Annotated in this window: 29 protein-coding genes; 11 read left to right on the plus strand and 18 right to left on the minus strand. The window is 70.9% G+C overall.

The genetic code is table 11. The features are described 5' to 3' along the window. The first annotated feature begins 90 nt into the window (after positions 1-90). The 3 genes from HZS54_RS05335 to HZS54_RS05345 all read left to right on the plus strand — a co-directional run bounded on the left by HZS54_RS05335 (position 91) and on the right by HZS54_RS05345 (position 3,497). Positions 91-2,139 (plus strand): heme-binding protein, encoded by a 2,049-nt coding sequence (locus HZS54_RS05335; protein WP_179920906.1) that lies wholly within the window; start codon positions 91-93, stop codon positions 2,137-2,139. A 99-nt stretch (positions 2,140-2,238) separates the two neighbouring features. Further along, the gene (locus tag HZS54_RS05340) at positions 2,239-2,604 is read left to right on the plus strand and encodes a VOC family protein (protein ID WP_179920907.1); all 366 of its coding nucleotides are present in this window, start codon (positions 2,239-2,241) and stop codon (positions 2,602-2,604) included. A gap of 44 nt (positions 2,605-2,648) precedes the next feature. Next, positions 2,649-3,497 carry an SDR family NAD(P)-dependent oxidoreductase gene (locus HZS54_RS05345; protein ID WP_179920908.1) on the plus strand — a complete coding sequence of 283 codons (849 nt, stop codon included), beginning with the start codon at positions 2,649-2,651 and terminating at the stop codon, positions 3,495-3,497. Positions 3,498-3,506: 9 nt separating this feature from the next. Here HZS54_RS05345 and HZS54_RS05350 read toward each other — a convergent pair whose 3' ends face one another. Further along, complete coding sequence (locus tag HZS54_RS05350) at positions 3,507-4,724, minus strand: MFS transporter (RefSeq protein ID WP_179922941.1); 1,218 nt, start codon at positions 4,722-4,724, stop codon at positions 3,507-3,509. A gap of 238 nt (positions 4,725-4,962) precedes the next feature. On the opposite strand from HZS54_RS05350, the gene HZS54_RS05355 reads away from it, so the two are divergent. Further along, positions 4,963-5,343 carry a DUF8062 family protein gene (locus HZS54_RS05355; protein WP_484496839.1) on the plus strand — a complete coding sequence of 127 codons (381 nt, stop codon included), beginning with the start codon at positions 4,963-4,965 and terminating at the stop codon, positions 5,341-5,343. Positions 5,344-5,399: 56 nt separating this feature from the next. Here the strand turns inward: HZS54_RS05355 and sufU are convergent, their stop codons facing one another. Further along, positions 5,400-5,831 carry a Fe-S cluster assembly sulfur transfer protein SufU gene (sufU, locus tag HZS54_RS05360; protein WP_179920909.1) on the minus strand — a complete coding sequence of 144 codons (432 nt, stop codon included), beginning with the start codon at positions 5,829-5,831 and terminating at the stop codon, positions 5,400-5,402. Positions 5,832-6,009: 178 nt separating this feature from the next. Here sufU and HZS54_RS05365 point away from each other — a divergent pair, with 178 nt between their 5' ends. After that, positions 6,010-7,257, plus strand: coding sequence for a hypothetical protein (locus HZS54_RS05365; RefSeq protein ID WP_179920910.1), 1,248 nt, complete (start codon positions 6,010-6,012; stop codon positions 7,255-7,257). Positions 7,258-7,281: 24 nt separating this feature from the next. Here the strand turns inward: HZS54_RS05365 and fer are convergent, their stop codons facing one another. The 13 genes from fer to HZS54_RS05430 form a co-directional block, all read right to left on the minus strand. Next, positions 7,282-7,977: a ferredoxin Fer gene (gene fer / locus HZS54_RS05370; RefSeq protein WP_179920911.1), complete on the minus strand. Its 696-nt coding sequence runs from the start codon at positions 7,975-7,977 to the stop codon at positions 7,282-7,284. A 275-nt stretch (positions 7,978-8,252) separates the two neighbouring features. Next, positions 8,253-8,591 carry a hypothetical protein gene (locus tag HZS54_RS05375; RefSeq protein WP_179920912.1) on the minus strand — a complete coding sequence of 113 codons (339 nt, stop codon included), beginning with the start codon at positions 8,589-8,591 and terminating at the stop codon, positions 8,253-8,255. After that, positions 8,588-8,938, minus strand: coding sequence for a helix-turn-helix domain-containing protein (locus HZS54_RS05380; RefSeq protein WP_246391791.1), 351 nt, complete (start codon positions 8,936-8,938; stop codon positions 8,588-8,590). The genes HZS54_RS05375 and HZS54_RS05380 overlap by 4 nt, the downstream gene beginning before the upstream one ends. A 318-nt stretch (positions 8,939-9,256) precedes the next feature. Continuing rightward, positions 9,257-10,492 carry an aminotransferase class V-fold PLP-dependent enzyme gene (locus HZS54_RS05385; RefSeq protein ID WP_425484380.1) on the minus strand — a complete coding sequence of 412 codons (1,236 nt, stop codon included), beginning with the start codon at positions 10,490-10,492 and terminating at the stop codon, positions 9,257-9,259. A 77-nt stretch (positions 10,493-10,569) separates the two neighbouring features. After that, a complete protein-coding gene (locus HZS54_RS05390; RefSeq protein WP_179920915.1) occupies positions 10,570-11,055 on the minus strand; it encodes a type II toxin-antitoxin system VapC family toxin in 486 nt (161 codons plus the stop codon). Next, positions 11,052-11,336, minus strand: coding sequence for an AbrB/MazE/SpoVT family DNA-binding domain-containing protein (locus HZS54_RS05395; protein WP_179920916.1), 285 nt, complete (start codon positions 11,334-11,336; stop codon positions 11,052-11,054). The genes HZS54_RS05390 and HZS54_RS05395 overlap by 4 nt, the downstream gene beginning before the upstream one ends. Positions 11,337-11,390: 54 nt before the next feature. After that, positions 11,391-11,720, minus strand: coding sequence for a hypothetical protein (locus HZS54_RS05400; RefSeq protein ID WP_179920917.1), 330 nt, complete (start codon positions 11,718-11,720; stop codon positions 11,391-11,393). Between the two features lie 58 nt (positions 11,721-11,778). After that, entirely contained in the window at positions 11,779-12,069 is a 291-nt protein-coding gene (locus HZS54_RS05405; protein ID WP_179920918.1) for a DUF424 domain-containing protein, read from the minus strand. Between the two features lie 3 nt (positions 12,070-12,072). Beyond that, positions 12,073-12,801: a tetratricopeptide repeat protein gene (locus HZS54_RS05410; RefSeq protein ID WP_179920919.1), complete on the minus strand. Its 729-nt coding sequence runs from the start codon at positions 12,799-12,801 to the stop codon at positions 12,073-12,075. A gap of 37 nt (positions 12,802-12,838) precedes the next feature. Continuing rightward, positions 12,839-13,114, minus strand: a complete 276-nt coding sequence (locus HZS54_RS05415; protein WP_179920920.1) for a hypothetical protein — start codon at positions 13,112-13,114, stop codon at positions 12,839-12,841. A gap of 52 nt (positions 13,115-13,166) precedes the next feature. Continuing rightward, positions 13,167-13,451: a hypothetical protein gene (locus HZS54_RS05420; protein ID WP_179920921.1), complete on the minus strand. Its 285-nt coding sequence runs from the start codon at positions 13,449-13,451 to the stop codon at positions 13,167-13,169. Positions 13,452-13,517: 66 nt separating this feature from the next. After that, positions 13,518-13,865: a hypothetical protein gene (locus tag HZS54_RS05425; RefSeq protein ID WP_179920922.1), complete on the minus strand. Its 348-nt coding sequence runs from the start codon at positions 13,863-13,865 to the stop codon at positions 13,518-13,520. Positions 13,866-13,945: 80 nt separating this feature from the next. After that, positions 13,946-15,196 (minus strand): AI-2E family transporter, encoded by a 1,251-nt coding sequence (locus HZS54_RS05430; protein ID WP_179920923.1) that lies wholly within the window; start codon positions 15,194-15,196, stop codon positions 13,946-13,948. A gap of 173 nt (positions 15,197-15,369) precedes the next feature. Here HZS54_RS05430 and aglF point away from each other — a divergent pair, with 173 nt between their 5' ends. Further along, complete coding sequence (gene aglF, locus HZS54_RS05435) at positions 15,370-16,134, plus strand: UTP--glucose-1-phosphate uridylyltransferase AglF (RefSeq protein ID WP_179920924.1); 765 nt, start codon at positions 15,370-15,372, stop codon at positions 16,132-16,134. 23 nt (positions 16,135-16,157) lie between these two features. Here the strand turns inward: aglF and hepT are convergent, their stop codons facing one another. Then, a complete protein-coding gene (gene hepT / locus HZS54_RS05440) occupies positions 16,158-16,616 on the minus strand; it encodes a type VII toxin-antitoxin system HepT family RNase toxin (protein ID WP_179920925.1) in 459 nt (152 codons plus the stop codon). Then, on the minus strand, positions 16,613-17,053 hold the full coding sequence (gene mntA / locus HZS54_RS05445; protein ID WP_179920926.1) for a type VII toxin-antitoxin system MntA family adenylyltransferase antitoxin: 441 nt from the start codon (positions 17,051-17,053) through the stop codon (positions 16,613-16,615). The genes hepT and mntA overlap by 4 nt, the downstream gene beginning before the upstream one ends. 134 nt (positions 17,054-17,187) lie before the next feature. On the opposite strand from mntA, the gene HZS54_RS05450 reads away from it, so the two are divergent. The 5 genes from HZS54_RS05450 (at position 17,188) to HZS54_RS05470 (ending at position 24,351) form a co-directional block, all read left to right on the plus strand. After that, complete coding sequence (locus HZS54_RS05450) at positions 17,188-18,171, plus strand: NAD-dependent epimerase/dehydratase family protein (RefSeq protein ID WP_179920927.1); 984 nt, start codon at positions 17,188-17,190, stop codon at positions 18,169-18,171. Between the two features lie 121 nt (positions 18,172-18,292). Continuing rightward, complete coding sequence (locus HZS54_RS05455; RefSeq protein ID WP_179920928.1) at positions 18,293-18,916, plus strand: DUF7504 family protein; 624 nt, start codon at positions 18,293-18,295, stop codon at positions 18,914-18,916. Positions 18,917-19,073: 157 nt separating this feature from the next. After that, positions 19,074-22,070 carry an ABC transporter permease gene (locus HZS54_RS05460; protein ID WP_179920929.1) on the plus strand — a complete coding sequence of 999 codons (2,997 nt, stop codon included), beginning with the start codon at positions 19,074-19,076 and terminating at the stop codon, positions 22,068-22,070. Further along, positions 22,067-23,692: a hypothetical protein gene (locus HZS54_RS05465; RefSeq protein WP_179920930.1), complete on the plus strand. Its 1,626-nt coding sequence runs from the start codon at positions 22,067-22,069 to the stop codon at positions 23,690-23,692. The genes HZS54_RS05460 and HZS54_RS05465 overlap by 4 nt, the downstream gene beginning before the upstream one ends. Next, positions 23,689-24,351: an ABC transporter ATP-binding protein gene (locus HZS54_RS05470; protein WP_179920931.1), complete on the plus strand. Its 663-nt coding sequence runs from the start codon at positions 23,689-23,691 to the stop codon at positions 24,349-24,351. Before HZS54_RS05465 ends, HZS54_RS05470 begins: the two co-directional genes overlap by 4 nt. Before the next feature lie 23 nt (positions 24,352-24,374). On the opposite strand, the gene HZS54_RS05475 is transcribed toward HZS54_RS05470, so the two are convergent. After that, entirely contained in the window at positions 24,375-25,613 is a 1,239-nt protein-coding gene (locus tag HZS54_RS05475; RefSeq protein ID WP_179920932.1) for an ArnT family glycosyltransferase, read from the minus strand. Positions 25,614-25,695: the final 82 nt, after the last annotated feature.

A 25,695-nucleotide genomic window follows, 5' to 3' on the forward strand; every position in this document is an offset into this window, starting at 1 on the left:
CTCCCGTAACGGGACACGGACCGCGCCCCCGAACCGCTCGTCGCGGGCGGGAACAACAAGTTTCCTAAACTGCGATCGCTAACTTCCGGTATGGTCAGACGCGAGCCGCCGCAGACGGAGGAAGGCTGGTACGCCTTCCACGACCTCAGGACGGTCGACTGGGAGGCCTGGCGCGACGCCCCCGAGCGCGTCCGCGAACGGGCGCTGGACGAGGCCGTCGACTTTCTCGGGTCGGCCGAGAGCGTCGCCGACGCCGAGGCGGGCGACTCCGCCCTCTACGCGGTCGTCGGGCACAAGGCCGACCTCATGGTCGTCCACCTCCGGCCGACCCTGGCGGAGGTCGAACGGCTCGAACGGCGCTTCGAGCGCACCGAGTTCGCGCAGTTCACCGAACAGTCCTCCTCGTACGTCTCGGTCACCGAGGCGTCGGGCTACTCCGAGCGCGCCCGCGAGTACTTCGAGGGCGAGGTCGACGACGACTCCGGGCTCGCGCAGTACATCCAGTCGCGGCTCCACCCCGAGATCCCCGACAGCGAGCACGTCTCCTTCTACCCGATGTCCAAGCGCCGGCAGCCCCAGCAGAACTGGTACGACCTGCCCTTCGAGGAGCGCGCCGAGCACATGGAGAGCCACGGCGACATCGGCCGCGACTACGCGGGTCGGGTCTCCCAGATGATCACCGGGTCGGTCGGCATGGACGACTGGGAGTGGGGCGTCACCCTGTGGGCCGACGACGTGACCGACGTGAAGGAGCTGCTCTACGAGATGCGCTTCGACCCCTCCTCCTCGAAGTTCGCCGACTTCGGCCCCTTCTACGTCGGCCGGAAGTTCCCGCCGGCGGATCTCGACGCCTACCTCGCCGGCGAGTCGGTACCGACCGACGACGGCGGCGCGAGCGAGGCGTCGGCGGGCGAACGGGCGGCCCACGCCAGCGCGTCGGGTGCCGGCCACGACGGCAACGCCGGGGGCGGTGCCCACGCCAACGGCGACCACGGTGCCCGCAGCGACGGCGAATCGGCCGACCCGCCCGCAGAGAGTCACGCCGGGGGTGCCGACGACGGCGAGACGGAGGCGGTCAGCGAGTCGAGCGAGAGCGACGCGGGCGGTGGGCGTCCCGCGGCGGTCCAGAAGGACGTGGACGCCGCGGAACTCGACGCCGACGAGGCCGCACAGACGCTCGCGAACTTCGGCGTCTACCCCGAGGAGTACGGCGCGGGCGACTACGCGCTGGTCTGTTACGCCGACGCCGACGCCGAGGCGATCGTCGACGAGGTCGACGGGCTGCGGAGCAACTTCGACCACTACGACACCCACGTCCTGACGAGCGTCCGCGCCAACCAGGGCCAGACGGCTATCGTCAGCGTCTGGGACAACGAGGGCGCCGCCGACACCGCCATCGGCTTCCTGACCGACATCGACGGGGTGACCCGGAGCGCCCGCGGCCCGCTCGGCGACGCCGGCGAGGCCGACAGCGGTGAGAGCGCCGACCAGCCGACCGGCGGCGACGAGGCCGACGACGCGGAGACGCGGGCGAGCGACGACACGACGGCGGCGGACATCCGCGCGGAACTGGCCGACGAGGGCGTCTACGCCGGCCAGCCCCACGGCGAGGACGTGTACGCACTGGTCCTCTACTCCGAGGCCGATCCCGAGACGCTCGACGCGGAGGTGTCGGACCTGCGCGACGGCTTCGACCGTTACGACACCCACGTCAAGACGGCCGTCTACGGCGACGTGGCCGAGGACTCGGACACGACCGCCGTCGTTAGTCTCTGGGACACCGAGAGCGCGGCCGACACCGCGGCCGACTTCCTCACGGACCTGCCGGGGGTCGTCGGCCGCCCGCAGGACCGCGAGGGCTTCGGCACGATGGGGATGTTCTACACGGTCAAGCCCGACTACCGCGAGGAGTTCGTCGACACGTTCGGGACCGTCGGCGAACTGCTCGCCGAGATGGACGGCCACCGCGAGACGGCACTGCTGGCCAACCGCGAGGACGATGCCGACATGTTCATCGCCAGCCGCTGGGACGCGAAGGAGGACGCGATGGCTTTCTTCCGCTCCGAGGAGTTCCGCGACACCGTCCAGTGGGGTCGCGAGGTGCTCGCCGACCGGCCGCGCCACGTCTTCCTCGCCTGAGCGTCGGCCGCGCGTTTCGACTGCCGACTCCGTTCACCCTCGCCAACACTTTCCGCTATCTGCGGGCTCTTTCCCGGCCCCGCGTGATGCGCGGCGTGTATGTTAGAAGTCGAATCTATTACCTTCGCTTGTGAGGAGCCGGACGAACTCGCGGCGTTCTGGGAGGCGGCGCTGGACGGCGAGCGCCGCGACCTCCCACCGTCGGTCGACGACACGGCGATCGTCGACCCGACCGGGGACGCTCCGGACCTCCTGTTCAGGGAAGCGCCGAAGGGGACCGAGCGCGACCTCCCGATCCACCTCGACCTCTCGGCGGACGACCGGGAGGGGGCCGTCGACCGACTTGTGGATCTGGGGGCGTCCGTCCGCGAGACGAAGACCGAGGCTCACGAGACGTTCACGGCGACCTGGGCGGTGCTGGAAGACCCCGAGGGTAACGGGTTCTGCGTGAGCGAGTATTCGTAGCGGCCGCCGACAGCTACAAGCCCGCGATGGTCGAACGCCGAGCCATGACAGGACGCGTGGCCGACAGCGTCGCCGTCGTCACTGGCGGCGCCCGCGGCATCGGCGAGGCGACGGCCCGGCGGCTGGCCGAGGAAGGCGCGGACGTGGTCGTCGCCGACGTGCTGGGCGAGCAGGCCGAAACGACCGCCGAGGCGATCGCCGCGGACACCGGCCGGGAGACGCTGGCCGTCGAGTGCGACGTGGGCGACGAGAGCGCGGTCGAAGCGATGGCCGAGACGGTCGCCGAGCGGTTCGGCGAGGTCGACATCCTGGTCAACAACGCCGGGATACGCGTCGATCCGAAGCCGGTCACCGAGGCCGACGAGGAGAGCTGGGACCGGATCATCGCCGTGAATCAGAAGGGCGTCGCCTTCTGCACGAAACATCTGATCCCGCTGATGACCGGGGGCGGGGACGAGGAGGGCGGAACCGAGAGCGGCGCGACCGAGGGCAACGGCTCGGTCGTCAACGTCGCGTCGATGGGTGCTGAGGTCGCCCGACCCGATTGGGCGCAGTACGACTCGACGAAGGGTGCCGTCGTCGCGATGACGAAGGACATGGCCTGCGACCACGCACCCGACGGCGTGCGGGTCAACGCCGTCTCGCCGGGCTACGTCGTCACCGAGTACCACCTGCCCGACGACCCCGAGGAGGCCCGCGAGTACCGCGAGGAGCAGACGACGCCGAGCGCGGACGGCCCGGGGGTCCTCAAACGGGCGGCCGACCCACGGGAGATCGCGGACGCGGTGCTCTTTCTGGCGTCCGACGAAGCATCGTTCGTCACCGGGACGAACCTGCGGGTCGACGGCGGCGTGTCGGCCGTCGGGACCGGCTTCGACTGGGACCCCGCGTAGGGGAAGGGCTCACTCGGAGTCAGTCGCCCACAGCACGAGCGTCAGCGCCGTCGCGGCGACGAGCGCGGCCGCGAGCAGCTGGAACGCGACGGTGAAGCCGGCGGTCTCGGAGAGGAAGCCGACGACGGCGGGCGAGACGGCGCCGGCGACCATCAGCAGCGTCCTGACGACGCCGAGGCTGCCGCCGGCGACCGACTCGGGCGTGACCTCCATCATGTAGGCGCCCCGGACGGGGCGGTAGCCGTGGGCGCCCAGGCCGAGGAGGACGACCGCGCCGCCGAGGACGAGGGCGCCCCCGGTCGCCGAGAACGCCAGCACCGCGACCATCCCGGCGGTGGCGACCGCGAGCGTCAGCGCGAGGATGGGCTCGACCCCGAACCGGTCGCTGGCCTCGCCGGTGACCAGCTGGACGAGGCTGACGAGGAACAGGGCGCTAAAGAGGAGGTTCGCGGTCGCGGCGGAGACGGCCGTCTCCTCGGTGAGATACAGCGGGAGGAAGGCCACGGCCCCGTTGTAGGTGAACGAGAAACAGACCGTGACGGCGACGAAGAGGGTGAACCGACGGTCGCGGAACAGCGAGACGTACGCGCTCAGCGGCACCGTTCCGTCGTCGTCGTCGGCCGCGGCCGCGGCGGCCGGTTCGTCCGGGAGTCGTCGCGGGGTCACCCAGGCGAACGCCGCGGCGAGGCCGACCCCGACGATGCCGGCGACCAGGAAGAGCGACCGCCAGGGGGCGCCGAGGACGCCCGGGGCCGCCGACGCGAGGACGACCGCGGCCGGTGCGGCGGCGCCGCCGAAGGTCCCGAACGTGTCGAACACACCCAGCGCGCGGCCGGTCCCGCGGGGGTAGGCGCGCGCGAGCAGGCTGACGCCGACGGTCTTGTACGTGCCGGTGCCGGCACCGATCAGGGCCATCGCGCCGACGAGCACCCAGAGGGGAGCGTCGACCGCGAGCGCGACGGCGCCGGCGGCGGTGACGAGCCCGCCCGCGGTGATCACCCGGACGGAGCCGACCCGGTCGGCGAGCAGCCCCGACGGGAACTGCATCAGCGCGTAGACGAGCATCAGCGCCGTGAACGCCGAGCCGAGGACCGTCCGCGAGACGCCGTAGGTCGACCCGATCGTCTCGAACAGCGGCGGGAAGGCGTACCGGAGGAACTTCCCGAGGAACCACACGAGCGCGGTCGCGACGAGCGCGTCGAAGCGCGCGAGCCGGCGCGGGATCACCGGCCGGACCCTCCCGGACCGGGGCGGACCCACGAACGCGAGCGCGGCCGCGCCGGCGGCACCGCTGGTCGCGCTCGCGACGCGGACGCCGCCGGTCGTCGCCGCGGAGCGGGCACTGGGGTTCGACACCGCTGCGATCGCACGATATCGGAGAAGGCGGACTCACGGGGAAATGCGTCCCGGTTCCGGCGAGGCCGACCCCGTCAGAGCCAAGGTACTCGCGGCCGAACTCGCTGTCGTGCCAGACGATAGCAACGAGGGGGACGAACGATCGAACGGCGGCCCGACGCCGACGGAGATGGACGACGCGCCGAGAGTGAGCTGTTCGCGCTGCGACCGCGAGTGGGACCTGTCCTACGAACTCGACGACCTGGGCGTCGGCAACCAGGCCATCGAGCAGTTCGCCCTCGACCACAAGCGCCACACCGGCCACTTCCCCGACGACGTGACCACGTGGTTCGCCGAATGCCGCCGCTGTCCGGAGGGCTCGGAGCACCTCGTGCGCCACGCGGCCGAGCGCTGGGCCAAGATTCACGCCCGCCACACCCGTCACTCGGTGGCCATCGAACACGGTATCGACGAGGAGACGACCGTCGTCGAACCCGAGGACGCGCAGTAAGCGACGGCGGCGCGGAAAATAGCGGATCGGCGGTCCGGATCGGCCGGCCCGCGAAGTCAGTCCTCGTCGTCCTCGGTGGTCGTCTTGTCGACGTCCAACTCGTCGAAGTAGATCTCCGCGCCGTCCTGTGCGACCTTCTCGGCGAGCACGGCGCACTTGACGCGCATCGGCGAGATATCGACGCCGAGCATGTCGATCACGTCGTCTCTGTCCATCTCCTCCAGGTCCTCGACGGCCATGCCCGCGAGCTGTTCCGAGAGCATCGAGGCGGAGGCCTGGGAGATGGCGCAGCCGTCGCCGCGGAAGGCGACGCGCTCGATGACCTCCTCGTCGTCGTCGAGGACGACGTCCATCTCGATGGTGTCGCCGCACATCGGGTTCTCGCCGACGTGGGTGAACGTGGCCTCCTCGAGTTCCCCGTAGTTGCGCGGGTTCTTGTAGTGGTCGAGGATCTGCTGTCGGTACATGTCCGAGCCGCCGATACCCATTGTCGGCCGAGGATATGCCCTACCCGCGGAAAAGGATTCCGAGGGACCCGTTGTCACGCGGCCGAGCGATTTCGGCGTCTGCGTTCTATACCACCCGATCGCCTGGCGGTTTCGCGCCGTGAATCTACACCGAAGTTTATTACCTACCGTCCCGGAAATACAGCACAACCACAGGGCAATGTTCGACCGAGTAAACGACGCGATATCCGGTGGTGGGTCGGGGGAAGTCGACGCGGAGCACCTCGACGGGTTGCTGCGCGACGGCGAGGAGCTGCAGCACGCGCTCGCCAACGACGGCACGATCGAGCACACGGAGGACGGTCGAACGACGACGATCGAATCGGGCGGCGGCCACGGCGCCTACATGCTCGTGACCGACGAGCGGGTGCTCTGGGTGCTGGGCGACCAGCCCGAGACGGCCGAGATCGCCTTCGAGATGAACCGGCTGCAGACCAGCCACGTCCGCAAGGGGCTGATCAACAGCAAACTGGAGATCCAGACGTACGACGAGAGCGTCGTCTTCGACCCCGACGAGGGCGACGCCGAGGAGGCCGAGGACTACATCAGCAACGTCGGCTCGTCGTGGGCGGACATGTCCAGCGCGCTCGCGCAGGCCCGCGACGCCATCGCCGCCTACGAGGACGCCTGCGAGCGCGGCGCCGACCCCAACCAGCACGCGCTGGCCGCCCGCTCGCAGTTCTCCCAGGCGCGCCGCTGCGCCACTCGCGAGGACCGCGCGCCCGAACAGAAGATCCGCGCCGAGATCCAGGAGGTCGTCACGGAGCTGGCTCACACCCGCGTGAACTCGTGGCTCGACCGCGCCGAGTCCCGATACGAGACCGTCGAGGCCGCGCTCGACGAGGGCCGCTACGGCGACGCATGCGAGGCGTACGTCGACGCCGCCGAGGCCGTCGAGGAGGCCCGCGACGTGATCGACGATGTCGACGACGTGCCCGAGGGCGCCCGGAGCCGGCTGGACGCCCTCGAAGCCGACCTCAGGGGGTCTGGCGAGCGGTTCCTCGACGACGCCGTTGGGCGCTGCGAGACGGCGCTCGACGCCGAAGAGGCGACCGTCGCCGTCGACGCCTGGGAGGAGGCGTTCGACCGCTACCGCGCCGCCGCCGACGCCGGCTGGAACGGCCACGCGCCCGTCTCCGAGGACGCGCTGGAGTACCAGCTCACCTGGGTCACCGCCGGGCTGCTGGAGGCGATGAGCGCCCACGCCGCCGCGCTCGAACGCGAGGGCGACGAGACCGACGACACCGACGAGGCCGGCGACTACTACGAGGACGCCGAGGCGTGGTTCGAGCGCGCCCGCGACCTGGCCGGCGAGCGCCCCCACCACGACGCCGACGACTACGAGACCGAGCGCGACCGCGTCGAGGAGAAGCGCCTGGAGAGCGCCGGCTGGGAGTTCGGCGGCTGACTCGCCGGCAGTACGCTCGCGCCGTCAGTCGTCGTGGGCCTGCTCGAACGGTCGCGGCGGGAGCAGCAGATCCTCCAGTTCGGGCATCGACTTGACGTTGTAGACGACCTGCAGTTCGTCGGTGACGGGCATCCCGTTGCAGGAGAGCTGGAACCCCTGGTCGAGCATCTCCTGGGGGAGGACGTGGTCGACGCGGGTCCGCATATCGCCCTCCAGCACGATGATCGCGCAGTTGGCGCAAGCGCCGCCGCGGCAGGCGAAGGGCCACGCGAACCCGTGGCGCTCGGCGGCCTCCAGCAGCGACTCGCGCGGCCGGACCCAGAACTGGCCGTAGTCCTCGCGGTCGAGCCCGCCGTCGGCGGCGGTCTCCATCAGGTCCTCGTCGTCGAGGTCCCACCCGCGGTCGTCGAGCACCTCGTAGTTGAGGTACTCGACCCGACAGCGCTGCTCGCGGCGCGGTTCCGCCCCGTTCTCGCCCGGCGCCGCCGCGGCTTCGGCCCGCTCGGACGGCGAGCGGTCGTCGCCCTCGTCCCCGTCCTCGCCGACCGCTTCGCTCCCGCCGTCTTTGAGTTCCTCGTAGGCGGCCTTGACGAGCTGGAACTCGCGGGCCGACCCCCCGTGGTCGGGATGGGCGTCCTTGATCCGCTCCCGGTAGGCCTCCTTGATCGCCTCCTCGTCGGCATCCGGTTCGACCGAGAGAACGTCGAACGGCGACTCCACGCGCGCCCCTAGCGGCAAGAGGCGCATAAACCCCATCTTTTTCGCGGAGGGGTGGGCAACCCGCGCCACCCCTCCGTCTGCTCACGGGCGGCTCCGCCGCCCGTTCGCATGGTCCGAGGGAGCCCCGGTCCCTCGCTACCAAAAACATGGGTGAAAAAGGCCGCTCGCGCCGTCGGCGCGAGCGGTGAACCGGCGCCTCCGGCGCCGGATGCTGACGCCGACCGCAGACCGCTACCGCACCCGCGACCGCAGACCGCTATCGCATCCGTTCGGTATCACTCCCGGACGTACAACGATCCGAGGAGCGCGGCGACGCCGGCGAGTCGGATGAGTTCCTCGACGAGGAAGAATCCCCACAGCGTCGCCGCGGTCGGCGACCGATCGCCCCCGACGGGGCCGGTCAGCGGCGTGCCGTCCAGCAGCGCGCCGACCAGCGCCTCGAACGCCGGCGGCGCGATCAACACCAGAAACAGTCCGGCGGCCAGCAGGGCCATCGGGCGGCTGTCGTGCTGGCGGTAGGCGACCGCGGCCTTGCCGACGACCACGAGCGTCCCGACGACGACCAGGCCCTGAACCAGCGACGTGAGCAGCGAGAGCGTGCCGGCCGCGGTCATCGCAGATCACTCCAGAGGGCGTGCAGGCGGGCGGCGGTCTCGTCGCGGTCGCGGTGGCTCACCGCGAGTTCGAACCCCTCGTCGGTCAGTTCGAGCCCGAGCCGGTCGAGCCGAGCGCGGTACTCGGCGTAGTGGTTGCCCCGGTCGTCGGTGCGGGTCACCTCGGAGAGAAAGCCCGCACCGGTCAGGTCGTCGATACGGTCGTAGACGGTGGAGGGCGCGGCGTCGAGCGCCTCCGCGAGGGCGTCGGCTGTCATTGGTTCGCTCCGTGTGGCGATGAGGATCGCGCGGGCGTACTCGTCGCCCAGCAGCGCGAGGGTCTCCTCCGGTGGCGGCGCATCGCTCACGCCCAACCGTTTCCCGCCCGTTCTAATAAGCCCCCCTCGCAGTTCGCGAGGCGCGAAACACCGATCGAAGCGGCTCGCTCGCCGCGAGGAACCGGCGCCGACGGCGCCGGACAGTGACCGCGACCGAGCTACGCGAACAGTTCCCGCGCCGCGTCCAGCGCCTCGACCAGTTCGTGCGACCACCTTTTTCCAGACGGGGTTTCCTCGGTCGCTTCGCTCCCTGCGGGGAACCCCGTCGGCAAAAACGTGGGCGAAAAAGCGCGGCTCGCGTCGCTCGCCGCGAACAGCCGGCGCCGGAGGCGCCGGACAGTGACCGCCCTACGCGAATAGCTCCCGCGCCGCGTCCAGCGCCTCGACCAGTTTGTCGACCTCTTCCTCGGTGTTGTAGATGTAGAAGCTCGCGCGCGTCGAGGAGGGGATGCCGAGCTTGTCGTGGAGCGGCTGGGTGCAGTGGTCGCCGGCCCGCACCGCGACGGCGAAGTCGTTCAGAATTTCGGAGGCGTCGTGGGCGTGGACGTTCCCGAGGTTGAACGACACCAGCGCCGCCCGGTCGTCGCCCGGCGGACCGAGGATGTCGATGTCGTCGAACTCCGAGAGCCGATCGTAGGCGTACTCGGCCAGGGCCTCGCCGTGCCGTTGCACGTTCTCCATGCCGATGTCGTCGAGGTAGTCGCAGGCCTCGGCCAGCGCGATACCCTGGGAGATCGGCGGCGTCCCGGCCTCGAACTTCCAGGGGAGTTCGTGCCACGTCGACTCCTCGAAGGTGACCTTCTCGATCATCATCCCGCCGTAGAGATACGGCTGCATCTCCTCCAGCAGGTGCTCTTTCCCGTAGAGGACGCCGATGCCCGTGGGACCGCACATCTTGTGGCCGGAGAAGGCGAAGAAGTCGGCGTCCATCGCCTTCACGTCGACGGGCATGTGCGGGACCGACTGGGCGCCGTCGATAAAGCAGAGCGCGTCGTGCTCGTGTGCGATATCGGCGATGTCGGAGACGGGATTGATCGTGCCTAGCGTGTTCGAGACGTGGACGGCGCTGACCATCTCCGTGTCGTCGGTGACGAGTTCGCGGAGGTGGTCCATGTCCAGGTACCCGTCGTCGTCGACGCGGGCGTACTTCACCTCGGCGCCGGTCTTCTTGGCGATCTGCTGCCACGTCACGAGGGCGGCGTGGTGTTCCATCTCGGTCATGACCACCTCGTCGCCCGGTTCCAGTTCCGCCAGTCCCCACGCGTAGGCGACGGTGTTCATCGCCTCGGTGGTGTTCTTCCCGAAGACGACCTCCTTCCGGCCGTCGGCGCCGATGAAGTCGGCGACGCGGTCGTGGGCGTCCTCGTAGGCGATCGAGGCCTCCTGGCTCAGCTGGTGGAGCCCGCGGTGGACGTTGGCGTTGGTGTGGCGGTAGTAGTGGGCGATGGCGTCGACGACCTGGTCGGGCGTCTGGCTGGTCGCCGCGTTGTCGAGATACGCCAGCTGCTCCCCCGCGAACTCCCGTTCGAGGATCGGAAAGTCCTCGCGGATGCGCTCGACGTCGAGCGACTCCGATTCTGACACTCCCATTGCTCGAAGGGAGGTGCTCGACGGGCAACATTCCTTCGGTTCGCGCGAACTTGCGTTGGCGGTTCGGAAAGCTACCCGTCGGCGAGCGAGAGCCGGTCGCGCTCGCCGGGCGGAATCGGATTTCGGTACGCCACGGACTCGTCCGCACAGAGCTCCTCGAAGTCGTCGTCGGTCGTGACGAGGTAGTCGGCCTCGTGAGCGCGTGCCATCGCGAGGACGAACGAGTCGTACACGTCGTGGTCCTTCTCGGCGCTGATGTCGTAGGCGTCGGAGAGGACAGCATCGGTCGCACCGACGATCCGCGCCGGGCTCGAAAGCAGCGAGCGGACGGCGTTTCGCGCTGCGACGGTCTCGACGTCGAAGTTCCGGGTCATGATGTACTGCGCCCGAAGCGGGTAGTAATCGGGCACGAGCAGGGTGTTCGGTCCGTCGAGCGCGTCACGGAGCCACGGAAACACGCCGTCGTGTGCGGGATGGTCGTCGGTCAGTCCTATCGCGACGACGTTGACGTCGGTGAGGATCGAGACTTCGGCCGGGATCTCCTCGCGCTCGCTCATTCCTCGCCGTCCGTCTCCATCGGACCGAACAGCGCCTCGCCCGCGTCGGTCGGCGTGCTGTCGGCCCAGTCGTCGCGGCCCGCAGTCGCGGTCTCCAGTCGCCCGCTCGGCGACGGATCGATCTCGAGCACCGACCCGCGCAACTCCGCCGGAACCTCCTCGTTGGGCTCGATCCCCAGTCGCTCCCTGACGGCTTTCGGGATCGTGATTCGCCCCCGGTCGTCGACGCGGAGCGTCACCCGCTCCCCGTCTTCGTCCCCCTCGCCCGTCCGCGTTCCCATCTGTATCACCTCTGTTCCCACTACCGGAGTGACAGTAAAAGGGGTTTCGACCGCTCAGACCCACTCGCTCATCGGCAGGACGCCCCTGAGCGTCGTCACGAAGATCACGAGCCCGACGACGAAGACGGTGAGGCCGATGCCGAACGCCGCGGTCGACATCGCACCGAGGGCGGCCGACACGCCGGCGGTCAGGAAGACGAACCCGATCCCGAGCAACAGGAGCGTACCGACGACGCCGAGGATCGCGTCCTCGACGGCGTCGTGGACGATCTCGTACAGTTCGTCCTCGTCGATACCGGCCGGGACACCGCCGTCGGAGGCCGGCGTGTCGCCCTCTTCCGAGAGATCCGCCGGTTCGTCGCTGCCGCTATCGCGGTCGGTCATACAGCTGTCAACTCGATGTAGGGTCAGAAACCTTCCGGTCGCACCCGCTGGCCCGCGCTCACATCCAGAGCAGTTGCGCGTGGCGCGTCCCGTCGAGTTCGAGGACGTTCTCCTCGTCGACGAAGCCGTGTTCGACGGCCAGGTCGACGGTCTCCTCGCCGACGAGGTTGGCCGTCGTACAGCGCTTGAGACTGTCGACGACTTCGTCTTCCGACGCTTCCTCGCCGTCGTAGAAGTCGGGTTCGACGGTCAGGGAGACGCTGCCGTTCTCGTAGGTCTCGCCCAGGTCCTCGGGGTCGCAGACCGAGACGAGCAGCCCCTCGTCGGTGTCGCGCTCGTTGAGCAGCATCGCCTACTCCATCATCTCCGCCTCGGCCTCCTGGCGGAGCTCGTCGGCCTCCTCGGCCAGCTCCTCGGCGCGGTCGTCCTCGCCGAGCTCCTCCAGCGCGCGGGCCTTCTCCTCCAGAATCTCGGCGTTGCGGAAGCCCAGCCGGATCGCGTTGTCGAAGGCGTTGCGGGCGTCCTCGGCGAGGCCGCGCTCCAGCAGGAAGAAGCCGCGGTTGTACCAGCCCTGGGCGAAGCGGGGGTCGACCTCGACGGCGCGCTCGGCGTGTTCGAGCGCCTGTTCGGTGCGGCCGGACTCCCAGAGGGCGAACGCGAGGTTGGTCTCGGCCGTGGCGGCGTGTTCGGAGTCGTCGTCGATGTTCAGCGCCTCGCGGTAGGCGCCGATGGCGGCGTCCCACTCCTCCAGCTCGGCGTGGGCGGCGCCCTTGTTCGTCCGAGCCTCCTGTTCGATCTTCTCGTCGTCGGCGAACTGGGCGGCCCGTTCGAGCGCCTCGGTGGCCTGCTCGTAGCGGTTGATCCCGATGTAGCTCAGCCCCACGTCGAGCAGCTGGTCGGCGTCGACCTCGTCGGACGCGAGGTTGCGCTCGTCGAGGAGGTCGGTGACGGCCCGCGAGTCGACGGGGTCGACTCTGTCGGTGTCGACGTGGAACTCCGGCGGGTCGATGTCGAACCCCTCGTAGGGGTCGCCGAAGCCCTGCCCCGAAGAGAACTCGTGGTCGTCCCGGTCGTCGGTCATACCCCGGGGTACGCGAGCCGAGCGGTTAAGGGCTACGTCACGAGTCGCGGTCGGTCTCCGCGGATTCGCGGTCGGTCTCCGCGGGATCGGTCGGCCCCTCCCGCTCGGGGTCCGCGGGCGAAACCTCCAGGATCGGGTCCTCCCCGGGGAATCGCCCGAGCGCGCTCACGACGAGGTAGATCACCGCCCCCGCCAGGAAGACCGTGCCGTCGTACTGGTAGTCGCTCAGCGGACGGAACGCCGAGGCGAGCAGGGCGATGAGCAACGCCGTACACCGGCGGATCGTGGTGCGGAGGGCGGCGGTGTCGTCCATGGGGACCCCTGTGACGGCGACGGAGAAAAACTGGCGGTCCGCGCGTTCGCCGTCAGCCACCGGTGTCCGACCGCGCCTCTGTCCGTTCGTCGCGTTCGGCGTCGTCGGTCCCGTCGCCGCGCCCGTCGTCGTCGGCCACGGAGTCGTCCCCGTCGACGTAGGTGACGCTCGCGAAGAGGTAGAACCCGGCAACGGTCGCCAGCAGGAGGCCCCAACCCCCCTCTCTGGGCGTGACGGCCATTAGATGGATGCCGACCGCGACCACGAGCACGGCCGTACAGCGGCGGATCGTCCGACCGAGGGCGGCGATGTCGTCCGCGCTTGCCGCGTCGTCCATGCGAACCGGCGCGACCGGCTTGGGGCTAAACCTGTCGGTCGACCGGCTCGAACGGCACCTGCCCGACTACCAGTGTTCGCCGCCGACGGTCGTGGCCGGCGGGCGGTCCGGGTCGTCGGAGTCGCCGCCCTCGTCGGGCTCGGGGTCGCCGCCGTCGGCGGAATCGTCGTCGCTTCCTCCGCCGTCGCCGCCGGAGGACGAGCCACGAGCCGAGTCGGCCGGTTCGACGCCTCGCCGGACGAAGCCGACGAGGAGACTCAGGGCGAGATAGCCGACGGCGAGGTAGGCGAGGAGGTAGCCGAAACTGTTGCTCGGGTCGTAGGGGTGCGTGTTCGCGGCGATCAGCCCGAGGCCGACGACGACGACCGCGGTGCAGCGGCGGAGGGTCAGGCGCAGGGCGGCGGAGTCGTCCATGCGTGGCGATGACTCGCTCTCGGAGGCTAAGTTTGACGGTCGGTCCGGCGGTCGCACGGCGGCCGTATCGAGCGGCGCGTTCAGTTGCTCGGCGAGGAGTCGGAGGGTCCGGTGTCGTCGTCGGCCGACGACTGGGGGTCACGTTCCTCGAAGCGGTTCTCGGCGTACTCGTCGGAGGGGACGTCGCCCTCGGACTGGGGGTCGGAACCGACCGACCCCCCCATCGAGGCGTCCAGGGTGAGCCGCTCGCCGTGGAGCAGTTCCGGGAGGACGATCCGGACGGCCTCCAGGATGGCGACGAAGACGATGGGGAGGAGGAAGAAGCCGTACCAGCCGAACAGGACGGGCCCGAGCAGGTAGGCGAACATGAGCATGATCCCGTCGAGGTGCCGACCGGAGATGTACGGCTGGAGGAACGTCTGCGGGAGGAAGTCGAGCGAGAGGAAGTAGACGACGGCGGTGGCGCCGACGAACGCGAGGGCGGACCCGCTCGACCTGACGGCCTGGACGGCCAGCAGCGCGAGCACGGGGACGTAGACGATCTTCCCGACGACGAGCGGGATCAGGCTCGCCGCGCCAGTCAGGAACGCCAGCACGGCGACCATCGGAACCTCCAGCCCCGCCGGGGCGAGGAGGTTCGTCCCGAGGTAGGCCAGACCCGCGATAACGGACATGACGGCGACGAACAGGAGGTTGCCGAAGAAGACCGACTTCAGGTCCGTGTCGACGGCCGTCGCGTACGCGTAGGCCACGGTGTTGCGGCCGCCGAACAGCTGCCGGAGCGCGTCGGCCATGTCGTCGTCGTACTTGAGCAGGAAATACGAGAGGGTGACCGAGAGCGCGAGCAACAGCAACGTGCCCGCGACCGCGGAGACGACGGTTCGGCCGGTCTGGACCACCGTCACGACCTTCTGGCGAGGGTTCGTGAGGAACTCGTCGGGGTTTTCGAGGGCGCGCGCCAGCGACTGGCGCTCGGCGAGCGAGACGTCGCCGAGACCGAAGTACTGCCCCAGGAGCGCGAGCGGGTCGACGCTCCCGGCCAGGAACCCCTGGAGCGCGAGGAGGAGCTGGTAGCCCGCGTACAGCGAGAGCGCGATCACCGGGACGAGCACGAGGAGGACGGTGATCCCGGCGGCGAGCCAGTCGGTATCGACGACCTCGCCGACCCGGTCGCTGATCGGACGCGTGGCGTAGTAGCCGAACACGCCCAGCACGAGCAGCCCGACGAACTGCCAGGCCAGGTACGCCGCGACGGCGGCGAGCAGCGCGACGAACAGCCACCAGCCGATCCGCGAGCGCTCCAAGCCCGTCCGGTCGTCGGAGTGAGCCATCGGGCCCGTTTGGGCCTCGACGCCGAAGGGCCTGCTGCCGGGAGACGCGTGCCGCCGCCGCGGAGCCGTCGCGAGGCTCCCCCGGCGTGGCGCGGTCTCCCCCGACGGATCTCGGGGTATCGTTCCGACAGCGTCGGACAAGAGTTTTACGCGGTGACAAACCAGTGGTGGGTATGCAAGCCGTCGTGCTGGCCGCCGGTGAGGGGACGCGGCTGCGTCCGTTGACCGAGGACAAGCCCAAGGGCATGGTCGAAGTCGCAGGCAAGCCGATCCTCACGCACTGTTTCGAGCAGCTGGTCGAACTCGGGGCCGACGAACTGCTGGTCGTCGTCGGCTACAAGAAACAGGCCATCATCGACCACTACGAGGACGAGTTCGCGGGCGTGCCGATCACCTACGCCCACCAGCGCGAGCAGAAGGGCCTGGCCCACGCGCTGCTCACCGTCGAGGACCACATCGACGACGACTTCATGCTGATGCTCGGCGACAACATCTTCCAGGCCAACCTCGAAGACGTCGTCAACCGCCAGGCCGAATCGCGCGCCGACGCCGCCTTCCTCGTCGAGGAGGTCCCCTGGGAGGAGGCCTCCCGGTACGGCGTCTGCGACACCAACAAGTACGGCGAGATCACCGACGTGATCGAGAAGCCCGACGACCCGCCCTCGAACCTCGTGATGACCGGCTTCTACACGTTCACCCCCGAGATCCTCCACGCCTGCCACCTCGTCCAGCCCTCGGATCGGGGCGAGTACGAGATCTCCGACGCGATCGACCTGCTTATCCACTCCGGGCGGACGATCGACGCCATCCGCATGGACGGCTGGCGCACCGACGTGGGCTACCCCGAGGACCGCGAGTCCGCCGAAGAACGGCTGCAGGAAGCGGGTGCCGTCGAGGCGGACGACGACGCCGACCAGGCCGACGCCACCGCCGAGTGAGCGCTCCCCGTCCGGCACGCCGTTCACTCGCCGAGGGCGCCCATCGCGTCGAGATACTCCCGAACGGCGACCAGGAACGACTGGTACCGCTCCAGGTCTTCGAGTGCGTCGTACACCATCTCGTCCTCGATAGCATCGCCGTACGTGTGTGCGAGTACGTTCCGGAATCTCGCCGCGGCAGCCATCTCGTCGGCTAACTCGTCCGAGAGCACGTCGATGTCACTGAGTGCTTGCATCGTCTCCGGATTGCTCTCTGGCGGGTGACCGAGTTCGTGAACGACAAGCACAGTTCCGATGTCGAGTGCGGCTTCGGTCGTCTTCACGAATCGCCGCTCGACGACATCTCTGGTGTCGGAATCGTTTCTGTACGTCTCGCGGTCGACCGTTCGGCGTTTCCGGGCCAGGACACCGAGCGAATCCTCGATAGTGTCCGCGGCATCGAGGATCCGTTGGAGGCGGTCTGCAGGGAGGTCGTCGCTCATGTCAGGTGTTCGTCGATCCGGCGGAGCGCGTCGTCGAACCGTTCGTGCGGTGAGCGTTCGTCCGGATCGTCGCTCAGGAGTGTCCCACGCAGTGTCTCGACGCGCTTCTCGGTCCCCACTAGGAGCACACCGGTATCGAAGACGGAGCGAGCGAGCGACGGCGACAGCGACCGGATATCGACGAGATCGATATCGTCGGTTTCCAGCAACCTACTCAGGTCCGCACTCAGACCCAGGAACGTCTCGTTGTACTCGGGGTCTCCCGGTTCGACCCCCTCGAATTCGACGGCGATATCGAGATCGCTCCGGGCGTGGGCTCGGCCGGTCGCGTGGGAGCCGAACAGGATCGCGACTCGTACCGGTGCCTCGTCGAGCCGCGCCCGAAGCCGCTGGACCGGGACGGGGAACTCGGGATCGGCGTCTCCGGTGCGTTCCATGGGTGTGTCTGACGAGTCGATTCTATTTAACGACCGGGACGCCGGCGGTGGCCGCGATTCGGGTCGGGCGGACTGTCGGGAAAGGGCCGGATCATGCCGATGGGTTTTTCTCCCGTCGAGTGAGCGATACGATAATGCGAGTCCTCGTCACCGGTGGCGCCGGCTTCATCGGCGGCCACCTCGCCGAAGCGTTCGCCGCCGACGGCCACGACGTGGTCGTCCTCGACAACTTCGACCCCTATTACGACACGCGGATCAAAGACCACAACGTCGAGGTCGGCCGGGAAGCGGCCGAGGCGGGCGACGGCAGCTACGACCTGGTCGAGGGCGACGTTCGCGACGCCGAGTTGGTCGCCGACCTGGTGAACGACGCCGACTACGTCTACCACCAGGCCGCCCAGGCCGGCGTCCGCACCGACTACAGCCCCCGCAAGTACGACGAGGTCAACGTCGACGGCACGCTCAACGTGCTGGACGCCGCCCGCGAGCACGATATCGAACGGCTGGTGTTCGCCAGCAGTTCGTCCGTGTACGGCAAGCCGCGCTATCTCCCCTACGACGAGGCCCACCTCACGACGCCGATCAGCCCCTACGGCGCCTCGAAGTTGGCCGGCGAGCGCTACGCGATGGTGTACGCCGAGCGCTACGGCGTCCCCGCGGTCGCGCTGCGGTATTTCACGGTGTACGGCCCGCGGATGCGGCCGAACATGGCTATCTCGAACTTCGTCTCGCGCTGTCTCAACGGCGAGCCGCCGGTCGTCTACGGCGACGGCACCCAGACCCGCGACATGACCTACGTCGCGGACGTTCTCGCGGCCAACCGCGCGCTGCTCGACACGGACGCCGCCGACGGGGAGGTGATGAACGTCGGCAGCACCGACAACATCGACATCGAGACGCTCGCGACGGAGATCCGCGACCAGCTGGCGCCCGAGCTGGACGTCGAGCACACCGACGCCTACGACGTCGACGCCGACCACAGCCACGCCGACGTGTCCAAGGCCAACGACTTGATCGGCTACGAGCCGACCTACACCATCCGCGAGGGCGTCGAGGCGTTCGTCGAGTGGTACCGCGAGAATCGCGAGTGGTACGAACCCCTCGTCCGAAACTCCTGAGCGAACGATATCGGCCAGGCCGAACGGCGGTCACGCGGCCGGGACATGGTCGACCAGGCCGATACTCGAACGCCGACACGTAGATTTATGACGGATAGCCGGGTAGCACGAACACACCTGCATGTGTTCCGTCACCGAACAGTCGCAGACGTCGATACGACCCGGGGACAACGTGCTCGTCTGCTGCCCGTCGTTCACGGGCGCGGAGCCGCGAGCCTGTCTGGACCTGCTGACGCCCGACGGGTCGACCGACGTACACGCGCTCTCGGTGCTTTTCACCCAGTCTCCCGGTGACCACGTCGACGCCTGGCAGCGGATCGCCGGCGCCTACCCGACCCGGATGCGGATCGTCGCGGTCGACGCCGACGCCCGCTCGAACCGGACGGACGAGACGGCCGGCCCCGACGCCGACCGGTCGGTCGAACGGGTCGGCTCCCCCCACAACCTGACGCGCCTCGGGATCCGGGTCGCCGACTGTCTCGACGAGTGGGACGGGTCCGGCGAGACGGTCGTCGTCTGTTTCCAGTCGCTCACGACGCTGTTGCAGTACGTCGACGTCGAGAGCGCGGTCGAGTTCCTCGACGTGGTGACCGAGCGGTGCGCGGCGACCGACGCCATCGCCCACTACCACCTCGACCCGCAGGCCCACGACGACGAGACCATCGACCGGCTGAGCGAGCTGTTCGAGACGGTCCTGGTCTTCGACGACGGCGAGTGGACGGCCGACGCCGGCGACGAGGAGTGAGGGGCGCCTCGGTAGGTAAGAGACGAGCGACGGGTGACGGAGCCACCGAGTCGCATCCGGCCCCTCGTTCGGCGCCCGCGACCGCGGTCCCGTGGTGTTCGACAGCAAGATATATTGCCGGAACCGCGGTGGGTCGGACAACGACGGTCCGTACCCGATGAACTACGCACGGGCGCTCGTCACCCGGTGGTCGGCCCGCGACCAGCTCGCGGTGCTGGTGGTCGCCGTCGCGACGGCGTTCCTGGTCGGGGCGGTACTCGTGTTGCTCGGGGTCGCCGGGCAGACGACCGCGATCGCGGGCGAACACGGGGCCGAGACGGCGGTCACGCTGACGAGCGACCCCGGCACCGCCACGGACGCCGGAACGGCCTTGCCGCTGGCGACGGTCACGGTCGACGGCGAGCGGCGGACGGTCGTCGGAGTGCCCGCCGGTGGGAGCGACGACGCATCGACACCTCCCGATGAGACCGACGACGGTTCGACACCCCCCGACGGAATCGACGGCGTTTCGGCCCCCGACGGCGTCGCCGGGCCGGTGTCCGGCGAGCGGGTCACGCTCGTCGGTGACCGGGGCGCGGTCGACCGGCGGGTCGACCGCCGCGCGGGGGCGGACGTGTTCCCCGACTCGTGGCTGGTCACCGACGCGGCGACGGTGCGGGAGGTGGGCGCCGACCGGGCGCTCCGCGTGCGCCCGGCGGCGTCGTCGGTTCCCGGGGAGGGGGCGCCGCTGACCGGGGCGCTCGCGTTCTTCCTCGCGGGCACCCGGCAGATGCTCGGCGTCCTCGCGGTGGTCTGTCTGAGCGCCGCGGTCCTCGTCGGCGTCGTCGTATTCAGCGTCACGCGAATGACGGTCCGCGACCGCCGCGAGGCGCTCGTCGTCCTCCGGGCGACCGGGGCCACCCCGCGACGGATCGGGCTCGTCGTCGCCGCCCGGGCGGGACTGCTCACGCTCGCGGGCGTCGCGCTCGGCTACGCGGTCGGCGTCGTCGTCCCGAACGCGGTGACCGCCGGCGCGGTGACGCTGGGGCTTCCCGTGGGCCTCCCGCTCGGGATCACTCCGCGGAGCGCGCCGCTCGTCGCCGGCGTCTGCGCGGTGTTCGTCGCCGTCGGCGTCGCCGCCGGCGCGCTCGCCTCGCGCTCGGTCACGCGCGGCGCGCCGCTCGACCCGCCGCCCGACGCCGGCAGATGGTTGCCGTCGCTCTCCGACGGGATACTCGCCCCCGAGTGGCTGTCGGAGCGGCTCGGCGGCCTGCCGGAGTGGCTCCGCGGCCCGTCGCTGCTGCCGGCGGGGGCGGCCGTGCCGACGACGGCCACCCTCGCCGTGTTCGTCACGTTCGTCCTCGTCGTCGTCGCGCTCGGCGGCGTCGTCGGCGGCGTCGGCGCCACCGGGAGCCAGGGGGGCTCGACCATCGTCGCGCCGGACGCGCTCCACCCGGTCGACAGCCGCGTCCCGGCCGGCTACGCCGACGTGCTCCGGCGGTCGGGGACGCCCGCCAGCGCCGAGATCCTCCTGTTTCTGGTCCACGACGGCCGACCGTTCCCCGCCCGCGGGGCGTCGTTCGAGGCGTATCGCTCCGTCTCGGACGCCCGCATCGTCTCGGGGCGCCCGCCGAACGGGACCGACGAAGCGGTCGTCGGCGCGGACCTCGCTGGGACGCTCGGCGTCGAACCGGGCGAGACGCTCGCGCTCGGCGGGAGCACGAGGCGCGCCGTCGCCACCGTCGAGGTCGTCGGCGCGTTCGACGCGAGCGGTGCGGCCGACGACCACCTGCTCGTCGCCCCCTCGCTCGCCCGCCACCTCTCGGACGTGTATCCGGGGTACGCGAACCTGATCCGGCTCGGCGAGCCCGCCGCGAACGAGTCGACCGACGGGGTCGTCGTCCTCGGCGCGACGACGCCGGACCGGGTCGCCCGGGGCGAGACGGTCGAGGTCGGGGTCCACCTCCGGAACGTCGGCGCCGAGCGGGCGACGCGGGCGGTCCGCGTGCGGTTCGGCGACCGGACTCGCCGGGTCGAGGCGTCGCTCGGCCCGGACGAGCGACGGACGGTCGTCGCCGAGTTCGACGCGACGGGCGAGGGCGTCCGGGAGGTGACCGTCGAGTCGACGACGCGGCGGGTTCGCGTCCTCGCGCCGGAGACGCTCACGCTCCCGCCGCTGCCCGACGAGGGGCCGCCGAACGCGACCCTCCGGCTCCCGGTCCGGACGCTGGCCGGCGAGGCGGTCACGAACGCGACGGTGACGGTCGGGGACCGGACGGCCCGCACCGACGGAGACGGGGTGGCGCGGCTCCGGCTGCCGGCGACGCCCGGGGCGTACGCGATACGGGCGAGCGCCGGCGACCGGACCGCGACGGGCCGGATCCGGACGGCTGCCGGCGCGCCCCGCACTCCGGGGGCCCGACTCGTCGTGCCGAACGGAACCGGCGCGCTCACCGAGCCGACAGTCCGACTCCGGCTGACGAACCCCTGGGCGACCGCGCTCGACCGGACCGCGACGATCGCCGGTCCGGGCACGGACGTGGCCGAATCCGTTCGGATCCCGGCCGGGAGCGGGGTGACGCGGACGGCGACGCTCGACCCCAGGCCGCCCGGGAGCTACACCGTCCGGGCGACCGCGGGCGAGGCCGTCGTCGAGCGGTCGTATCGGGTGGCCGGCGATGACCGGTTGGCGAGCGCGCTCGCGTCGAGCGGCCGCGTCTCGGGCGCGACCGGGACGAGCGGGCTCCTGTCGCGCGTCTTCGGCAACCTCTGGCTGGTGCTGGCGACGCTGGTCGGCCTCGGCGCGGTGATGACGACCGGGAGCACGGTCGCTGCGTTCGCGGACGCCGTCCAGGCCCGCCGGAGCGACATCGGCGTCCACCGGGCCGTCGGCGCGACCCCTCGCCGGATCGCCCGGCTGGTGCTCGGCGACGCCGTCCGCATCGGCGTCCCGGCCACCCTCGCGAGCGTCGCGCTCGCGGGAGCGGCGCTGTGGGCCCTCTCCCGGGCGGGGGCGTTCACCGTGTTCGGCGTCCGCGTGGCGGCCGCGCTCCCGGTGGCCGTCGTCGGCCCGCTCGCGCTGGGGTCGCTGGCGCTCGCGCTCGCGAGCGCCGGCGCCGTCGCCTGGTGGTACAGCTCGGTCGACCCGTCGCGGCTGTTCGGAGGGGGATCGTGACCGACCGCGGCTTCGACGCCCTGCTCGTCGCGGCCGTCGTCGCGGTGGGGATCGCGACCCGGCTGTCGTCGCTCCACCTCTCGCCGCTGCCGTACAACACGGACGCGTTCGTGTTCGTCAGCTCCGCCGAGCAGGCCCTCGCGGCCGACGGCGTGGCGCTGACCGGACCGGCCGCCCCGGAGCCCGACGCGTACCTGTTCGTGACGCTGATCGCGGCGGCCGGCGCGGTCGTCGGGCTCGAACCGATGGCGGTCGTCCAGCCGCTGGTCGCCTGCCTCGGGGTCGTCCCGTCGCTGGTCGCGATGGCCTACGCCCGGTCGCTCACCGCCGACCTCCCGCGGGCCTACCGGCGCGGGGCCGCGGCGTTCGCCGGCCTCGTCCTCGCGGTAAACGGCCCCTACCTGTTCCGGACCATGTCGGTCAACGCCGAGGTGTACGGCCTGGCGCTGCTGGCCTGCTTCGTCCTCGCCCTCCACCGGGCGCTCGCGACCGGCCGGCGTCGCTGGCTCGGCGCAAGCGTCGCGCTCGGGCTGCTGTTCCCGTTCGCGCACAACCTCTCGACCGTCGTGGCCGGGCTCGTCGCCACGACGCTGGTCGCGCTCGGCGTCGCCCGCCGGTTCACGCTCCGGCGAGCGGTCGGCGGAGCCGTCGGCGTCGCCGGGTTCTGGCTCCTCTCGCTGGGCTACTACGAGGCCGTCGACCTGCCGCGGGCCAGCGCCGTCTCGGGCTCGCTCGGGCTCTTTCTCGCCTGGGCGATCCTCGCGGTCGCGCTGGCGCGGTGGCTCGATATCGCTCCCCGGCGCGTCCAGCGCGGGTTCCCGCTGGCCGTCTGCGCCGGCGGTGTCGTCGTCCTCGCGGTCAACGCGGTCGTCTCGATATTCCCGGGCGAGGCCACCACCCCGCCGCTGCTGGTCGCGCTCACGCTGCCGCTGTTGCTGGTGGTCGTCGTCGCCGCCGGCGGGTTCCCGCGGCTGGCGAGCGAGCGCGGACTGGGGATGTTCGCGGCGCTCGTCGGCCCGCTCGCCGCGATGGGTTTCGCGCTCACCGGCGGTCGGACGCCAGCGTACCTGGATCTGTTCGTCCGGTCGACGACGTACGCCCACCTCGGTCTCGCCGTCGCGACTGCGGTGGCCCTGGCGTGGTACGGCGCCCGTCGGCCGGCCCGCGGGCGGGTCGTCGCGGTCGCCGTCGTGGCGGCCGTGCTCGTCTCCGCGCCGTTCCCGTTCGCCGGGCTCGCGGCGTTCCCGTTCGAACCCGTGACCGAGCCCGACGAGTTCGACGCCGCGACGTTCGCGACGGAGCGCGTCGACGGCGGGTGGGCCGCGGACGACCACCTCGCGTACGTCGCGTACAACTACCGCGGCGCCGCGGTCACCGACGCGCCGACCGCCGCGTGGCTCCGCGGCGCGGCACCGCCCCCCGACTGTCCGACGCTCGCCCGGGCCTCGTGGACGACCGTCGGCGCGCCGACCCACGCCGGACCGGTCCAGCTATCCGAACGCCGTTACGACGAGTGGACCGTGAACGGAGACGTCGTCTACGCCGGCGGCGCCGACTCGCCGATCGTCCTCCGGTGGGGCCCCGGCGAGTGTCGCCCGATCGGCTCGGGGGTGGCGCCGTGAGCGCCGACCCCGTCCTCGCCGCGCGCGACGTGTCGGTCGTCCGCGGCGACAGGCGGGTGCTCGACGGGCTCTCGGTCGAGATCCCCGACGACGCCCGGGTGCTCGTCCGCGGCGAGAGCGGCGCCGGGAAGTCGACGCTGTTCGAGGTGCTCGGGCTGCTCACGACGCCCGATTCGGGGTCGGTCGCCGTCCGCGGGCGCGACGCCGCGGCCGTCTCCGAGCGCGAGCGGGCGGCGCTGCGCCGGGACCACCTCGGGTTCGTCTTCCAGTCGTTCCGGCTCGTCGACGACCTCACGGCCTACGAGAACGCGCGGGCGCCCCAGGAACACGCCGGCGACGTCGACGAGGCGTGGCTCGACACGCTGTTCGACCGCCTCGACATCGCCGACCTGGCCGACCGGCGACCGCCGACGCTGTCGGGCGGCGAGCGCCAGCGGGTCGCCATCGCCCGCGCGCTGGCCAACCGGCCGAGCGTCGTCCTCGCCGACGAGCCCACGGGCCAGCTCGACCCCGAGACGACCGACGCCGTCCTGGAGACGCTGTTCTCGGTCCACGAGACGTTCGACACCGCGCTCGTCGTCGTGAGTCACGACCCCCGGCTCGGCGAGCGGTTCCCCGACCGCTACGCGCTCGAAGACGGCGGGCTCCGGCCGGACTGAACCCGGCGACGGCGGGCCGTCGCTCAGACGAACGCGTTCTGGTGGGGCGAGTAGCGGACGAACGCCGCGGCCGCGACCAGCACGACGCAGCCGGCGTACAGCGGGTACGGGACTCCACCGAGCGACGTTCTCGACCGGAGCAGGTCCTCCGCGAACTCCGTCGACCGAGCGACGGCGTAGCCCGCCAGGACGGCCGCGGGGACGACGCTCCCCTGCACGTAGTGGATCCACGTCGACGACGTCGCGACCGTGAACAGCGCGACCGGAGCCGCCAGCCACCAGCAGAGGACGAGTCCGGGGCGGCGTCCGAACGCGTCTCCGCCCGACGCGGAGTCGGCGTCCGCGTCCGCGAGGTCGGCCCGGACCGCGAGGACGGCGCCGACCGCCGTCAGGTAGACGAGGGGGCCGAGATACGACGGGAACTGCAGGGCGTAGAAGGGGTTGAACGGGCCGACCATCGTGACCAGTTCCCCGTGGAGCGGCGCGTGGTCGGTCCCGAGGCGGCCGACCGCCTGTTCGGCGACCATCTGGCGGACGTACGTCTCCGGGTGCGACAGGGAGGCGAACAGGTTCCAGGGGAGGACGACCGCGAGCCCGGCCGCGGCGCCCTTCGCGAGGTCGGCGACGCGGTCGCGGGCGAACCCGGCGAGCAGGGGGAGCGCGACGACGAGGAACACGCCGGCGGCGGCCTGTTTCGACATGGCGGCGAGGCCGCCGGCGACGCCGGCGTAGACGAGGTATCGGGAGTCGGTGCGGGCGCGCCAGAGCCACCAGACGAACAGCGTCCCGAACAGCGTGAGGAACACGTCCGTCGTCGCGGTCCGGCCGCCGTTGCCGTACCAGTAGATCGCCGGCGTCGCCAGGAAGGCCAGCGCCGCCGCGAAGCCGGCCCGCCGCCCGTACCAGCGGGTCGCGATCCGGTGGACGACGACGGCGCAGGCCAGCGACGCGGCGACCGACGGGAGCCGGACCGCGAACGCCGTCGCGCCCAGCGCCTCGACGCTGATCGCCTGCAGCCAGAAGACCAGCGGCGGCTTCTCCAGGAACACCGTGCCCGCGACGATATCGGCGCTGCCGGTGTAGCGCGGGACGAGCCAGTGGCCGGCGGTCGCCATCTGTCGAGCGACATCGAAGTAGATGCGCTCGTCGAGCGTCGTCGAGAACGAGCCCAGGCCGGGGAGATAGCCGAGGGCGCCGACCACGAGGATCGTGAGCAGCTCCCAGCACTCGTGAACCACGTCGGGCCGGTGGAGGGACTTCATACGGAAGCGCCGGCACGACCCGTAGTAAAGCGTGCGGATCCGCGCTCCCGTCGCCGCACCGTCGGCGGATTCGTCGGGCCAC

The sequence above is a fragment of the Halosimplex pelagicum genome (assembly GCF_013415905.1).
Classification (GTDB): domain Archaea; phylum Halobacteriota; class Halobacteria; order Halobacteriales; family Haloarculaceae; genus Halosimplex; species Halosimplex pelagicum.